Source organism: Flavobacterium sufflavum (assembly GCF_004016525.1).
GTDB lineage: Bacteria > Bacteroidota > Bacteroidia > Flavobacteriales > Flavobacteriaceae > Flavobacterium > Flavobacterium sufflavum.
The window spans coordinates 398074-413111 of the sequence record NZ_SACJ01000002.1 but is presented as its reverse complement, the minus strand read 5'-3'; the positions used below and the strand labels follow the sequence as shown (position 1 = coordinate 413111).

Below are 15038 nucleotides of genomic sequence, written 5' to 3'. Positions count from 1 at the left end.
GTACAGCAAGTTAAAAGAGACAAAATCCGTTTAGCAATGAACGGATTTTTTATTGTATTTTTTTTGCTTAAAAGAAAGAAGATTACATATTCAAAACACAAACAATAATTTTCATTCTATATAAATAAAAATAAATTGTAATATACCTAAGATTTTAGTTTATTTGCGAGCATGAATATTGAATCAGAATTTTTTAATCGTTTTGAATTATTAATCAGTAGTATAGGTGTTATTTTAGGATTTTTATTTAGCATACAACTACTTGTAAAAAAAGATAAAGGTTTAAAAGCAAATCTTTTTTTATCTCTATATTTTTTAGTATTAAGCCTTCGTGCTACAAAAGCAATATTTCATAATTATTATGAAATGACTGATTCTTTTTTAGCCTTTTTTTTATGCTTGTTTTTATTAATTGGTCCTTATACTTGGTTTTATGTTAAACATCGCTATTGTAATAATACTCCCGTAAAAAAATTAGAATATTACTTGCATTTTACTCCTTTTTGTTTAATAACTATTTATAGTGTATTTGTCCCAAATAATAATTTTACCTACACAAGTATTTTTTACTTGGGTCTATTTTTACATGGTTTAATTTATTGTTTTTATAGTTTATACTGGCTTATAAATATCCAAAGTGATACGATTGTTTTAGAAAGGCAAGAAACAATTAAAAAGTGGTTGCTTTTTTTTATACTATCAACCATTTTAGTATTTATTAATGCTATACTCATCTTTTTTGATATAGTGCCTTTTTACCCAAGTAGTACGTTCTTATTTTCATTTATAAATATTTTCATGGCTGTTTTAGGTTACAAAAATTTGTGGCTGTTTGAAATGCAAAAAGAAAAATATTCCAATTCAACATTAAATACAAAAATTGCAAGAGAATATTCAAACCAACTTAATCAATTTATGGAAAAAGATAAATTGTATTTAGACCCAGAATTAACTTTAGTGAAATTAGCAGAAAAAATGAATATTTCATCGAAGCAGCTATCTCAAATTATTAATCAAATTGAACATACAAACTACTCTCAATATATTGCAAGGTATCGCGTTGAAGAAGCGAAAAAATATTTAGAAAACCCCGATTATAATAATTATAAAATTTCAGCTATTGCTTATGAAAGTGGTTTTAATAGTATATCTTCTTTTAATACAACTTTCAAGAATATCACAAAGACTACAGCAATTGACTATCGAGAATTATTTATGAAAAAATAAAAATCATATATGATTTTGTTTGCCAGATTCATGAATTTGGTAATTATTAGCAATAATTTAAACGAATTTTGTCCAGAACTTTTAAATTATTCAAATGTCTAAGCTTTTAATATTATTCATCATTATCCAACTTATTCATTTTTTTTGCACTTTTAAATTATATGTAAAAGCTGGCAGAAAATCTTGGGAAGCATTAATTCCAATTTATAATTCTGTTATATTAATGCAAATCATTAATAGACCTAAATGGTGGGTATTTTTATTTTTTATTCCTGTTATAAATTTAATAATGTTTGCCGTAGTTTGGGTTGAAACTATTCGAAGTTTTGGTAAAAACAGTATATATCACACATTATTAGTAATCTTTACTTTCGGATTTTACATCGCTTATTTAAACTATACTTCTGATAAATTAGAATACAATACCAATCGAAACTTAAAACCAAAGTCAGGAGTTGAAGAAACAGTTAGTTCGCTATTGTTTGCCGTTGTTGTTGCGACTATTATTCATACGTATTTTATTCAGCCTTTCACAATTCCAACTTCATCATTAGAAAAGTCATTATTGGTTGGAGATTATTTATTTGTAAGTAAATTTCATTATGGAGCACGAATTCCAATGACTACAGTTGCGTTACCGATGGTGCATGATACAATTCCTTTCCTGAAAAAGAAATCGTATTTATTTGATGATGACATTTCAAAAAAAGAATCTTCATTAAAGAATCTTTTTCAATTGCCCTATATGCGATTACCAGGTATTCAAAAAATAGAACGCAATGATATTGTAGTTTTTAATCAACCGGCCGATACTCTTTTGGATATGAATAATTTTAATCCTGATAGAAATTATTATAAACCTATAGACAAAAAAACAAATTTAGTAAAACGCTGTGTTGGAATTTCAGGAGATACTTTAGAAATCAAAAATGGTTATGTATTTATCAATGGACAACCATCAAAAATGCCTGATAGAGCAAAATTACAATTCTCCTATACTATTAAATTTAAAACCCAATTTTCTAGTTATGAACAAGTTTCCAATCTATTAAAATCATATGACATAACAGACGGAATAGCTTATGACCCTAAATCTGGAGATTATTTTGTTCAAGCAACTAAGGAAGCCGCCAGTAAGGCAAGAAACAATCCTTATATAGAAAACCTAGAATTGAGAAAAGACAAAAATGGATTCAGAAATTTAAAAACATTCCCTCACAATATCAACTACAACTGGAATGCTGATTATTATGGGCCTATTTATATTCCTGAAAAAGGAAAGACAATTGCAATCAATGTAGATATTCTACCTCTTTATAAACGATTAATTACAGAATATGAAGGTCATAAATTACGTATCAAAGGAAATCAAATTTTCATTGACGGTAATCTTACCACCACTTATACTTTTAAACAAGATTATTACTGGATGATGGGCGACAATAGAGACAATTCAATCGATGCAAGATTTTGGGGATTTGTTCCTTTTGATCATATAGTTGGTAAGCCTATATTTATTTGGTTAAGTTGGAATAATGATGGTAAAGGAATTCATAAAATTAGATGGAACAGAATGTTTACGACCGTCGGAGGAAATGGAGAACCAATCTCCTATTTTATTTATTTTATTATAGCTGTAATTATTTTTATAGGTTATGATAAATATCGAAAAAAGCAAAAGATATAGCGTACAGCCTGGCCCGCGATTGCGAGGAGGAACGAGGAAGCAATCTGGCGGGAACGCTCAAATTATTATCAAACCTGTTGGGTGAAATTGTTTTTGATTGTAAATTTTCGTCAATTCGAGGTATAATTTCTATTCTAAAAAAGCAATCTAAAATGACATTTATTGCATTCGATTGTGTCCTTAGCTTCCGCAGTCGAGCGTCAAATGTTTGAAGAATACTTAAAAAGAAAATCTGTTTGAGCGTAGCGAGTTATTTTCTTTTAGTATTCGAAAACTAATTTGACCGACGAGGAAGCGTAAGACTTGATTTTTTTGTTTCTTTTTTGATCAAGCAAAAAAGAAAATTGATAAACTATAATTTTCTCTTTTAATAAAAACGTCAATGGAGGTAATTTTCGTTAGAAAATAATGTCGAGAACAAGAAAATTTATCATCAAAAACGGTTCTCGATACATTTTTTGCTTCATTTCATTGCGCAAAAAACACTCGAACTGACGTTTTTGATAATTTACCCAACATGTTATTATCAACTGTATTTATACCCCAAATAAGGCAACATTTGCGAATGGAAAACAACTCCATATTTTTCTAATTCTTCCAAAACAGGCAAATACACTTCTTTCAAGATTGGGAGTTGCACTCCGGGAGTTGTAATCTTTCCGTTTAGGATTAATAAGGTAGCCATAGCAACAGGCAGTCCAACGGTTTTTGCCATAGCGGTATAAGTCTGGTCTTGTCCTATGCAAACCATTTGGGAATCCATTTGGACTTTTTTGCCATCAATTTCGTAGCCAAATTTATGATACATCACAATCATGTCTTTGTCATCGGGCTGGAGTTTCCAACTGTCATTGAGGATTTTTTCTAAAATCTGGGCCGGAGTAGCATTTTTAAGTCCGACGATTTTCTTGTCGTTGAATAAATCCAACTCCAGCAATTTGTCCCACATAATATCGTCCTGATCAATTTTGAGTAACAAACGGGTTTTTATCTCCACCGAATCGGTTGGGTGATACGGTAAAAACGAATTGATAAATTGGCGATAACTCATGTTTTCGGAATCTTCCATGACATAAGAATCATCGGTCATGCCGAGTTGCACAAACATATTCCAGGCTTTCGAAAAACCAACACGACGAATCGTTCCGCGAAATAAAGTGAGAATATCATCTAAACCATAAATGCTTCTGTATTTTAAAGAATCCCTATTGGAATAAGCCTCAAATCGGCCGTAACCTTCTATTTCCAGAAATTCGGTTCGGCGAAACAAAGAATCATACGGAATATATTTATATGTTCCTTCTTGAATAAATTTAGCCACACCACCCTGCCCCGCCAAAACCACATTGCGAGGTGCCCAAGTAAATTTATAATTCCAAAGATTAGTGTCCGATTCGGGAGCTACTAGTCCGCCACAGAAAGATTCGAACAAAAGCATTTTTCCGCCTTTTTCCCTGATTTCGTCAATTACCTTCATGGCACTCATGTGGTCGATTCCGGGATCTAAGCCCATTTCGTTCATAAAAATGAGTCCGTTCTTTTTTACTTCCCCATCAAGAGCCTGCATCGCATCACTGATATAAGAAGCGGTCACCAAATTTTTCTTGAAATTCAGGCAATCCTTGGCAATTTCGATATGCAAATGTGCCGGCAACATCGAAATTACAATGGCGGCTTTTTCAATTGCGGCTCTTCGCTCCTTTTCATTAAAGATATCCAAGGCAATTGGAGTAGCATTAGGATGATTATTGGTTTTCTTTTGAGCTAATTCCAAAGACAAATCGGCAATTACAAGATGCAATTGTTCTTCTTCAGACTTATCCAAAAGATACTGAATCAGCGAAGAAGCGGATCGACCTGCACCAATAATTAAAATCTCTCTCATAGTGGGGAAATATAACTCAAAAATAGGTAATTGTTTGAGCTAACACAAATGCTAGCCATTAAATAAAAAATAACCGCAGATTCGCAAATTAAAATATTTCAAAAAAAATTTGCGAATTTGCGGTAAAAAAATCAATCTGCTTTCTTAAAAATCCCGATAGCTATCGGGACACAAAACTTTAGCACAACAAACAGTAAACTATCCTCCAAAAAACTTTTGGTTTCCTTTGATTTCGAATACTTTTGTGTAGAACCTAAACAGAACAAAAATGGATAAAAAAACAATTTCTACAGCGGCTTTACTCGGAATGATTGCAATAATCTTAGGTGCTTTTGGCGCTCATGCCTTAAAAAAAGTACTCAGTATAGAACAATTGGCCACATTTGAAACGGGAGTTCGCTACCAAATGTATCACGCCTTATTTTTATTATTCATTGGATTACTGCCTGTTTTAAATTCGAAAACCAAAAAAACCATTTATAATCTGGTGCTTTTCGGGGTATTATTATTCTCAGGTTCCATCTATTTATTAGCCACAAATGGGCTTACTCCTATTGATTTTAGAGTAATTGGTTTTGTAACGCCTATTGGTGGTTTTTTATTAATTAGTGCCTGGGCTGTTTTGTTGTATAATATCACAAAAAAGTCCGATAAAAATTAGGCTTTCAAAAGAGGAACTAAAATATATGTTTTATCTTTAATATAGAAACCTAAGAACTACTAAATAAGCCACCTTATGATTGTCAACAATTTGTTTTCGCTTGAAAATATAGGAATTAAAAACGCGGAAATACACTATCAATTGAGTCCGGATGAGTTGCACCAATTGACCTTAGATCGTGGAGAAGGAACAGAAACAGCAACCGAAGCCTTAGCCATCAATACGGGTAAATTTTCAGGTCGTTCACCACAGGATCGCTTTATTGTAAAAGACAGTATTACCCAAAACGAAGTTTGGTGGGGAGACATTAATATTCCTTTTGAACCGGCAAAATTTGATGCTTTATATACCAAACTAACAAACTATTTATCGAATAAAGAAATCTTTGTCAGAGATGCCCATGTATGTGCCGACCCGAATTACAGATTAAATGTTCGCGTTATTACCGAAACTCCCTGGGAAAATTTATTTTGCTACAATATGTTTCTCAGACCGGAAGAAAAAGAACTGGCTGATTTTACTGCCGATTGGACACTTATCTGTGCACCCAGTTTCTTAGCCGACCCAAAAACCGATGGAACACGTCATGAGAATTTTGCAATATTAAATTTTACTCGAAAAACTATAATCATTGGCGGAACCGGATATACAGGCGAAATGAAAAAAGGGATTTTTTCCGCTTTAAACTTTATTCTTCCTGTTTTTAAAAATGCCTTACCGATGCATTGTAGCGCCAATGTAGGCGAAGATGGAGAAACCGCTATTTTCTTCGGATTGTCCGGCACCGGGAAAACCACCCTTTCTGCCGACCCAAACCGAAAATTAATTGGAGACGACGAACACGGTTGGACGAGTGAAAATACCGTTTTTAATTTTGAAGGCGGATGTTATGCCAAAGTGGTCAACCTTAGCGTAGAAAACGAACCTGATATTTTCAGAGCCATAAAAAAAGGCGCATTATTAGAAAATATTGTTTTTAAAGAAGGAACAAACGAAGTCGATTACACCGATATTTCCATTACTCCCAATACACGTGTGAGCTACCCAATTGAACACATTAACAATGTACAACCGGGTTCCATTGGTACAAATCCTAAAAATATCTTTTTTCTGACTGCCGATTCATTTGGAATCCTGCCTCCTATTGCCCGCTTAACTCCGGGTCAGGCGGCTTATCATTTTATTTCGGGCTATACCGCAAAAATTGCAGGAACTGAAGCAGGAATCAACGAACCTCAACCTAATTTTTCGGCTTGTTTTGGAGCTCCATTTATGCCGTTGCATCCCACAAGATATGCCGAAATGTTAAGCAAAAAAATGAAAGACGCCGATGTAAAAGTTTGGTTAATCAACACCGGATGGACAGGCGGTCCTTATGGTACAGGAAACCGAATGAAATTAAAATATACCCGCGCCATGATTACTGCGGCTTTAAGCGGTCAGCTAAATGATGTGAATTATCACAATCATGCTGTCTTTAAAATGGCAATTCCGGAATCCTGCCCTAATGTTCCCAGCGAAATTTTAAATCCAAGAAACACCTGGGAAGACAAGAACTTATACGATACTAAAGCAATCGAATTGGCTCAAAAATTCAGGGAAAATTTTATGAAATTTGAGTCTTATGCTAATGACGAAATCCTGAGTGGAGCTCCAGAGGCATAACGTTTATACTTTGTTAAATGTAAATTAAATTATGTTTTTTTTCTGGGGTTTAATTGTCCTTAGCTTCCGCAGTCGAGTGTCAAATGTTTGAAGAATACGTAAAAAGAAAAGCTGTTTGAGCGTAGCGAGTTTCTTTTCTTTTAGTATTCGAAAACTAATTTGACCGACGAGGAAGTGTAAGACTTGATTTTTTTGTTTCTTTTTTGATCAAGCAAAAAAGAAAAAAGTAAATTTTCTGTTCTTGATACAATCACGTCCAAAAACAATACAAGCTGTTCCATACGAACAGCTTTTTTTATTTCAAAAAAATCATAACCAAATACATATCAATTATTTACACCAAAATTCATTTTTTGGCGTTAAATTTGTAATCAATACACGAATCAAAAAAGACAATCATGTTAAAATCATTTTTTATCCTCTGTTCCGGAGCCGACAAAAACCTTCTAGAAGGATGCTCCGAAGGGGAACAAACCAAATATGTAGGCATTGGCGCGACGGTTTTCTTCACTGCCGTCATGGCTTTTATAGCTAGTGCTTATGCGCTTTTTACCGTATTTGACAGCGTATATCCCGCTATTGCTTTTGGGGTGATTTGGAGTTTGCTGATTTTTAATTTGGATCGTTTTATTGTGTCGACTATTCGAAAAAGAGAGCGTTTTGGGAGCGAATTTCTACAGGCCTCGCCCCGAATTGTCTTGGCAATCATAATCGCCATCGTTATTTCGAAGCCTTTGGAAATTAAAATTTTCGAAAAGGAAATCAATACCGTTTTATTGAAAGAAAAAAATACCATGGCTTTGAATAACAAAAAAGAAGTGGCTAATTATTTCAAATCGGATTTGGATAAAAACAAGGCTGAAATTGCGACTTTAAAGAATGAAATCACCCAAAAAGAGAAAGAAGTCAATAGCTTATACGAAACCTATATTACCGAAGCTGAAGGAACCAAAGGCACTATGAGAATGGGAAAAGGTCCTGTTTTTAAGGAAAAAATTGCCAAACATAATCTGGCTTCAGCCGAACTGGATACCATTAGAAAAAAGAATCTGGCAAAAATTGCCGAAAAGGAAAATCAGAACAAAATCCTTCAGACTGATTTAGACAAAAAAGTAACCCAAACCCAGCCCATCATTGACGGTTTTGACGGCCTAATGGCAAGAATCAATGCGTTGAGTAAATTACCCTCGCTGCCGTCCTATTTTATCATGTTATTGTTTCTGGCCATTGAAACTTCACCGATTATTGCCAAACTTTTATCTCCAAAAGGCGAATACGATTATAAGTTAGAGGATTTAGAAACTGCTTTAAAAGCTACATTAGAACAAGACAAATACCAACGAAGTTTACTAGTAAAAACCAGTGCTGCCATGCACGACAAGGTATATCAGGATATTGCCGAGGACAAGCAATTGTATGATTTACAACGAAAAAACGCAACTAATTTACTGGAACTGCAATCCAATAATTTTTTAGAGAAACAGAAGAAAACTTTATAAAACACAATACCAGACAACTAGAACGTTTTGGGTTTTTGTTTATGATTTTTGTTCAACAGTATTTTTCAGTTACAATTCTATCATTAAATTAAGCTTATTACCCTAATCCGTTGTAGCTGTTATAGCCAGTACTTTATTTTAATCTACTTTAACAGGAATCAATAATTTACGAAACAATTCTTTTTTCCCATTCCTTTCTTCAAATAAAGAAATTTCTAATTGGTTATTAACAAGATATTTTTTCACTGGAGAAATTTTTAATTTAGTAAAGTTCTTTCCTCCTCCACACATTTGAATCCCAACACCCTCAATACTGAAACCATTTATGTAAATATTTTCAAATGAAATTTTTAATGCAGTTCTTCTCTTTAACTCTAAATACTTTTTATTAGTGTCAAATTCCAATTTCATTATTCTGTTTCCTTTTTGTAAAGTACAATTCAATCCATTTTTTTGTCCATTTTCATTAAATGAACACATAATAAAAAGAACGGAAAATATTAAGAATGTCTTTTTCATAGTTTATTTTAAAACTCGATTTATTTTGTTTTTTTAGGTGCATTCGCTATAACTCGCTTATAGGTCTGATGAAATCAGACTTATCTACCTTAAATTGGGTGGATTGATCTGATAAACTCCAGATTCTATTTTTTGCTAATATATAAATAAATCTTACAAAAATTCAAGTTTTCATCAATTGTGTCTGGCTTTAGCCAGATGACAAGCATTTGAAAAACAAAAAAGGCTTTAGCCAAATCCGTATTTAGATTTCGGCTAAAGCCTATTATAAATTTTAATTTTGAAACGGGCTAAAGCCCATTTCTATTGATTTACATAAACTACATCAAACTCAGAATCTCTTTCTTAAGGGCATCATATTCTCCCTGAAGAATCAATCCGTTATCCAGTAGTTTTTTATAATTCTGTAATTTTTCAAAAAGTTCGTCCTGAGACAATTCATTTAATTTTTTTTCTGCTGTTGGGCTAAGATTATCATTTGGTCTTTCGGAATAATCAGGAACACTAGGTATAATTTCGGCATAATTAGTAACCTCTTCTGTTTCCATTTCTTCAATTTCCTCTACAGACTCTTCTGGAGTAGCTACCGTGTTTTGAACCGATCCGGTTTTTAGAATATCCAATTGCTCTTTAGCATAAGTAAAAATCTTTCTGGCTTGAATTTTCGGGATATAATCAATAGAAACCGTCATATCAGTTTTAGTCGAAAAAGAAAACTCTGAACCCAGAATGTTTTCTTTCACAAAAGTTCCTTCGATTTGATCCCAGGTATAATCAACAAAATCCATCGAAAGTCCTAAGTTTTTAGGTTGGCAAATGATGATTCGCTTATTTGTCAAAACAATACTATCGGGAAAAACAGTAATTGCCGGTTTTTTTTGAACTGCGATATACCCAATTTCTTCGTTCTTCATCAATAAATCATATAGCTTTGAGGTGATTTTCTCAATAGCTTTAGGATCTTGTTCTTCGTTTAAAAATTTCTTGATTTGTTCTTTCATTTTAGACTAGATTTATTTTTCTATTGGTTGAATAGTCGTTTTTACTTTACAAAAGTAAGACCTAATTTCATAAATATGAGTTAATTATTAGGTATTAGATTGTAATTATTTTGATAAAAATAAACAAAAAAGTCTTAGTTATTTTACACAAACAACTAAGACTTTTTTTATTTCATTTATCTTTTTAAAGAAGACCTTTTCTCTTTTTCTCTAAATAACCATAATAAGTGAGATTAGTAGGTACTTCAACTTTCGGAAAGAAGTAACTGGCTATCCAGCCTACAAAAAACAATACAAAATGACTATAAACCCCTAACATGTATTTATGATGTGTAAAATTAAATGAGCCTAAGTCCAAAACAAGATGGCTAGTGGCTCCACTTCCTGTATAAGTTGATGTTAACAAAGCATAGCTTGTGAAGAGCATACAAGCTACAATTCCAACATTCAAACCTCGTCTGTTAGCTCTATTTACAAAAAGTCCTAACAGCAGCATTCCTGCAATTCCACCCGAAAAGATAGCATACAACATAAAAACTGTAGACAATATACCAACTCCACTTCCTAATTTTATATAAATAGTAGCTACTGAAATCGCTCCTGTACCTGCTATAACAACTAATAATTTTCCAAAATTAAGCTGTTGTTTTCCCGAACTATTACGTCTTAATCGTTTGTAATAATCATCTACCCCTACTGCTGCCAAAGAATTTAAATCGGCATCTAAACTGGAAATAGCCGCTGCAATAAGTGCTGACAATATTAATCCAACCAGTCCCGGAGGCAATTGAGTGGTTATAAAAAACGGAAAAACTGCATCCGGTTTTATACCAACAGGTAATGCTAAATTATTTATGGCGTAAAAGCAGAACAAAGCCGTTCCGATAAACATAAAAAGAGTCCATATAGGCACCGTGATTGATATTCCGATGATAGAACCTCTAATGGCTTCTTTATCTGATTTTGCTGTAAGATATCTTTGCACAATAGTCTGGTCGGCACCATATTTTTGTATGGCATAAAATAGTCCATTGATAGACATAACCCAGAAAGTAAGATTTACAAAATCCCAATTAAATGGACCAAATCCAATCTTATCGTGGTCAACGGCGTAATTTACAATGGCAGGAAGACCTCCATCAGTCTTGAAAATAATTACTGCAATAGCTACTAATCCTCCTAAAATAAGTAAAAATCCCTGGATAACATCTAACCAAATTACGGCTTCCATTCCTCCTAAAAGGGTTATCAATATAATTGAAATTCCTATCACCCAAAGTATAATCAAGGGTTCAATACCCGTCATTGAAGTCAATGCTAATGACAAAAGATATAATACGGATCCCATTTTTGAGAAATGGGCAAAAATAAATCCTAATGAGCCATAAACTCTTGCCAAATAACCGAATCGTTTTTCAAAATATTCATAGGCACTTAATCCTATGACATTTCGATATAAAGGAACAATAAATCGTATGGAAAAAAGAAGAACTACCGGCACCATAAAACCTTGGATTAGTAATATCCAATTGGATTTATAACCTTCGCCTGGGTAAGCTAAAAATGTTACACTACTGATTAATGTTGCGAAAATTGACATTCCAATAGCCCAAGCCGGAATATTTCCCCCCGCTGCAAAATATTGTTGTGTATTAGTGTTTTTTCCAGAATATTTTACTCCAACTCCTAATGTAACTAATAAAGATAAAATTATTATTAAATAGTCAATAAGGTGTAACGAAGATTCATTCATGCTTTATAATTTTAAAATTTCCAAATAGACTTAGTCCATTGATAACTTCCTGGTTTTAGGGTTAAATGCATTTTATTTGTTTGCTCAATCTCCATCCTTATTACACCTTGAGATAGTTCTTGCTCTGGGTAAAATTTTTTATATCCTAAATGTTCAATTATCGAATAGGCCGTAGCACCACCTTCTATCAATAACTCTTCCAAACTTACTTTTTCAAGCACTTTTTTTATCAACACTCCAAATATATCATTAATTTTATTAGAGACATCCTCCACACCTTCACATTCTAACTCATCTATAGCTATAACAACCTTATCTTTTTTCTGAATAATTTTAATAATTTCATTTGACCATTTTTGTATAATTTCCTCATAATTATTATCACAAAAAATAGTACTCGGCATATAAGAAACACAAGCACCACTTTCTTTCGCCTTCCTAACTACCTCTCTACTAGGCTGATAATTACTCCCGCATAAATACAAGGCTTTTTTGCCAAACGTGTGGGAAGATACTGTTTTTTTTCTTTCTGATTTAATTTTTCTTAAAATTGCATTAAAAAAACTGGCTCCACCAGCCGGCAACATGGTTTCATCAATCAAATTAGCCCACTCCATCAGATCCTCATTGGTCGCAGTATTCCCAATTATAAAACCTTCACCAGGCATTTCCTGCCCTAGAGAAATTGAAAAAGATTGGTCTTTATAATCATTACCGATCATATCTAAAACATTTGAAGTTGCCCCTTTAGCAAAATCGTCTCCAAAAAAATCAGATTCCATCAGCGGGATTTTATTTATATAATAAACACCGTCCACAATAGTTCGATGTAATAAAGGATTTGCGGGAACTAGTAATACTTTTTTCTTTCCGGAAACTTCGAGTTGGGCTATGAGTTCATCCCCTACTTTTCCACGAAGTAATGAATCGGTTTTTTTATAAATAAAATCTGGATTTAATTTAAGTAATTCTTGAGTAACTTTTTTAATTTGTTTTTGAGCATCAATTTTACACAAAGAGCGTGTATTTGTTGCTATTACTAAAACATCACAGTTATAATTTGCATTTACAGTAGTATCTATCGTAACACTAAATCCGTTACGAATACCAATTCCGCCTATTTCGGCAGCACCTGTAAAATCATCTGATATAACTGCTATCATTTTCTATAGATTATCTTGTTTATTTCTATGTAATCTTGCTGCATATTCTATGGCAAGAACCATAGCGTCCGGACTCGCTATTCCTTTTCCCGCAATTTCCATCGCAGTTCCGTGATCAACTGAAGTTCTAATTATAGGAAGCCCTAACGTAATGTTTACTCCTCTTACACTTTTCATTTGTCCTTTGGCTTGATCCCAATTGAATCCTACTGTTTTAAAAGGAATGTGTCCCTGGTCGTGGTACATAGCTACACAACCATCATAAACACCCCCAATTGCTTTTGGAAACAAAGTATCAGCAGGAATTGGTCCTTCTACATTGAATCCTCTTTTTAGTGCTTCCTGTACTGCCGGAAGAATTTCCTGCTCTTCTTCATAACCAAAAAGCCCTCCATCGCTGGCATGCGGATTTAATCCAGCAACACCAATTTTAGGATTTGCAATTCCTAACTTTTTACAAGCTTCATCAATAAGGAAAACACATTCCAGAATTCTATCCTTTTTAACCAAATCACAGGCTTGCCTCAAAGAAACATGGGTTGAAACGTGAATTACTCTCAAATTCTCCTCTACTAATAACATTCCGTATTTTTTAGTATCGGTATAATGGGCGTATATTTCGGTATGCCCGGCAAAAACATGACCTGCTTTTTGAATCGATTCTTTGTTTATGGGACCAGTAACCGTTCCGTCAATTTCTCCGGCTAAAGCCAATTCGATATTTTTAACAACGGTTCTAAAAGCCACATCACCTGCTTCGGCTGTGATTTCGCCCATCTTTAAATCGGCGATATTCATATAATTCAAATCAAAAACATCTGCTGTGCCTTTTTCAAATTTGGCATCAGCAATTTTTGAGATTCTATTTATTTTTAAATCCAATCCGCAAAACTGAATTGCCTGTTCAAAAACATCGGCTTCACCTACTAAAACAGGTTGGCACACTTCATAAACATTAGAATCCAATAAGGCTTTTACGGCTACTTCAGGCCCTATACTTGCAGGATCCCCCATAGTAATCCCTAAAATTGGCTTTCTATTCTCCATTATTCAATGCTGTTTAAGCCTTTTAAATCCTTTCCTAATTCATTTATTTTGGCTTGAATTTCTTGCTCATTAATTGTATTGACTTTTATCATTGGTAACAATACTTCATTCTTACAAAGATTGTAATGAGCCAACATCGTTTTGAGTATTGGTATGGCATTAGTCACTATTTGATTTTCCTGGTACACCTTAGAAATAGCATCGCTTTTTTCCTGAGCTTTTTGAGCTGCTTCGTTATTTCCTGAAAGCACACTTTCGTAAATCGTGTTGTACAATTGCGGAGTTAAGTTTCCCGTACTAGGCACTAATCCGTCAGCTCCGAGCAACATTCCCTCATACGATTTAACTGCCCAACCCAGTAAATACGAGAAATTTTCACGGTATTTCCAAAGTCCGATTGCTTTTGCCATGCGTTCTTCGCCTCTTTCAGATTCTTTGTAACCTACTATGTTAGGGTGTTTACTCAAAGTATCGACAATTTCTAAATCAATAGACATATTGGTTGTCATTGGCATATTGTAAACAATAAGCGGCAATGAAACTGCCGATGCTAATTGATTAAAATAATTTAAAATATGATTCTGGCTTAACGGATAATAATAAGGAACGTGAGCTACCAAAACATCAACACCTAAATCAGTGTAAACCTTAGCCTGATCTAAGGATTCCTGGAAACAATTCCCTGAAATCCCGGCGTAAATCGTAGCTTTTCCTTTAGCTACTTCTACTGTTTTTTTAACCAATGCTACTTTGCTTTCGAAAGAAACAGAACTAGATTCTCCCGTTGTTCCCAATACAAAAGGATGACAACCACCATCAATTAAATGATTGACCAAAACAGTTACTGCATCTAAATCAATACTTAAATCGTTGCTTAATGGCGTCACCATTGGCACAACTACTCCGTGATATTTTTTAATGTTTTTCATTT

12 protein-coding genes are annotated in these 15038 nt (G+C 33.6%); 5 read left to right on the top strand and 7 right to left on the bottom strand.

All coding sequences use genetic code 11. From position 1 onward, the window contains the following. The first annotated feature begins 171 nt into the window (after positions 1–171). Positions 172–1227 carry a helix-turn-helix domain-containing protein gene (locus EOD40_RS04715; protein ID WP_128193742.1) on the top strand — a complete coding sequence of 352 codons (1056 nt, stop codon included), beginning with the start codon at positions 172–174 and terminating at the stop codon, positions 1225–1227. A 94-nt stretch (positions 1228–1321) separates the two neighbouring features. After that, positions 1322–2914, top strand: coding sequence for a signal peptidase I (gene lepB, locus EOD40_RS04710; protein WP_128193741.1), 1593 nt, complete (start codon positions 1322–1324; stop codon positions 2912–2914). A gap of 526 nt (positions 2915–3440) precedes the next feature. Here lepB and EOD40_RS04705 read toward each other — a convergent pair. Next, positions 3441–4799: a saccharopine dehydrogenase family protein gene (locus EOD40_RS04705; RefSeq protein WP_128193740.1), complete on the bottom strand. Its 1359-nt coding sequence runs from the start codon at positions 4797–4799 to the stop codon at positions 3441–3443. A 268-nt stretch (positions 4800–5067) separates the two neighbouring features. Here EOD40_RS04705 and EOD40_RS04700 point away from each other — a divergent pair, with 268 nt between their 5' ends. The 3 genes from EOD40_RS04700 to EOD40_RS04690 all read left to right on the top strand — a co-directional run bounded on the left by EOD40_RS04700 (position 5068) and on the right by EOD40_RS04690 (position 8624). After that, the gene (locus EOD40_RS04700; RefSeq protein ID WP_128193739.1) at positions 5068–5460 is read left to right on the top strand and encodes a DUF423 domain-containing protein; all 393 of its coding nucleotides are present in this window, start codon (positions 5068–5070) and stop codon (positions 5458–5460) included. Between the two features lie 75 nt (positions 5461–5535). Then, positions 5536–7125, top strand: a complete 1590-nt coding sequence (gene pckA / locus EOD40_RS04695) for a phosphoenolpyruvate carboxykinase (ATP) (RefSeq protein WP_128193738.1) — start codon at positions 5536–5538, stop codon at positions 7123–7125. 398 nt (positions 7126–7523) lie between these two features. Continuing rightward, positions 7524–8624, top strand: coding sequence for a DUF4407 domain-containing protein (locus tag EOD40_RS04690; RefSeq protein ID WP_128193737.1), 1101 nt, complete (start codon positions 7524–7526; stop codon positions 8622–8624). 138 nt (positions 8625–8762) lie between these two features. On the opposite strand, the gene EOD40_RS04685 is transcribed toward EOD40_RS04690, so the two are convergent. The 6 genes from EOD40_RS04685 to EOD40_RS04660 form a co-directional block, all read right to left on the bottom strand. Beyond that, a complete protein-coding gene (locus tag EOD40_RS04685) occupies positions 8763–9143 on the bottom strand; it encodes a hypothetical protein (RefSeq protein ID WP_128193736.1) in 381 nt (126 codons plus the stop codon). A 320-nt stretch (positions 9144–9463) separates the two neighbouring features. Continuing rightward, the gene (locus EOD40_RS04680; protein WP_128193735.1) at positions 9464–10144 is read right to left on the bottom strand and encodes a PH domain-containing protein; all 681 of its coding nucleotides are present in this window, start codon (positions 10142–10144) and stop codon (positions 9464–9466) included. A gap of 184 nt (positions 10145–10328) precedes the next feature. Beyond that, complete coding sequence (locus tag EOD40_RS04675) at positions 10329–11897, bottom strand: sodium:solute symporter (RefSeq protein ID WP_128193734.1); 1569 nt, start codon at positions 11895–11897, stop codon at positions 10329–10331. Positions 11898–11908: 11 nt separating this feature from the next. Then, a complete protein-coding gene (locus EOD40_RS04670; protein ID WP_128193733.1) occupies positions 11909–13060 on the bottom strand; it encodes a four-carbon acid sugar kinase family protein in 1152 nt (383 codons plus the stop codon). Positions 13061–13063: 3 nt separating this feature from the next. Further along, entirely contained in the window at positions 13064–14107 is a 1044-nt protein-coding gene (gene pdxA / locus EOD40_RS04665; RefSeq protein WP_128193732.1) for a 4-hydroxythreonine-4-phosphate dehydrogenase PdxA, read from the bottom strand. Beyond that, a complete protein-coding gene (locus EOD40_RS04660; RefSeq protein ID WP_128193731.1) occupies positions 14107–15036 on the bottom strand; it encodes a dihydrodipicolinate synthase family protein in 930 nt (309 codons plus the stop codon). The genes pdxA and EOD40_RS04660 overlap by 1 nt, the downstream gene beginning before the upstream one ends. Positions 15037–15038: the final 2 nt, after the last annotated feature.

Excerpts from the sequence above, each read along its gene's own strand:
- EOD40_RS04715 (WP_128193742.1), top strand. The coding sequence starts at position 172 with ATGAATATTGAATCAGAATTTTTTAATCGTTTTGAATTATTAATCAGT.
- lepB (WP_128193741.1), top strand. The coding sequence starts at position 1,322 with ATGTCTAAGCTTTTAATATTATTCATCATTATCCAACTTATTCATTTT.
- EOD40_RS04705 (WP_128193740.1), bottom strand. The coding sequence starts at position 4,799 with ATGAGAGAGATTTTAATTATTGGTGCAGGTCGATCCGCTTCTTCGCTG.
- EOD40_RS04700 (WP_128193739.1), top strand. The coding sequence starts at position 5,068 with ATGGATAAAAAAACAATTTCTACAGCGGCTTTACTCGGAATGATTGCA.
- pckA (WP_128193738.1), top strand. The coding sequence starts at position 5,536 with ATGATTGTCAACAATTTGTTTTCGCTTGAAAATATAGGAATTAAAAAC.
- EOD40_RS04690 (WP_128193737.1), top strand. The coding sequence starts at position 7,524 with ATGTTAAAATCATTTTTTATCCTCTGTTCCGGAGCCGACAAAAACCTT.
- EOD40_RS04685 (WP_128193736.1), bottom strand. The coding sequence starts at position 9,143 with ATGAAAAAGACATTCTTAATATTTTCCGTTCTTTTTATTATGTGTTCA.
- EOD40_RS04680 (WP_128193735.1), bottom strand. The coding sequence starts at position 10,144 with ATGAAAGAACAAATCAAGAAATTTTTAAACGAAGAACAAGATCCTAAA.
- EOD40_RS04675 (WP_128193734.1), bottom strand. The coding sequence starts at position 11,897 with ATGAATGAATCTTCGTTACACCTTATTGACTATTTAATAATAATTTTA.
- EOD40_RS04670 (WP_128193733.1), bottom strand. The coding sequence starts at position 13,060 with ATGATAGCAGTTATATCAGATGATTTTACAGGTGCTGCCGAAATAGGC.
- pdxA (WP_128193732.1), bottom strand. The coding sequence starts at position 14,107 with ATGGAGAATAGAAAGCCAATTTTAGGGATTACTATGGGGGATCCTGCA.
- EOD40_RS04660 (WP_128193731.1), bottom strand. The coding sequence starts at position 15,036 with ATGAAAAACATTAAAAAATATCACGGAGTAGTTGTGCCAATGGTGACG.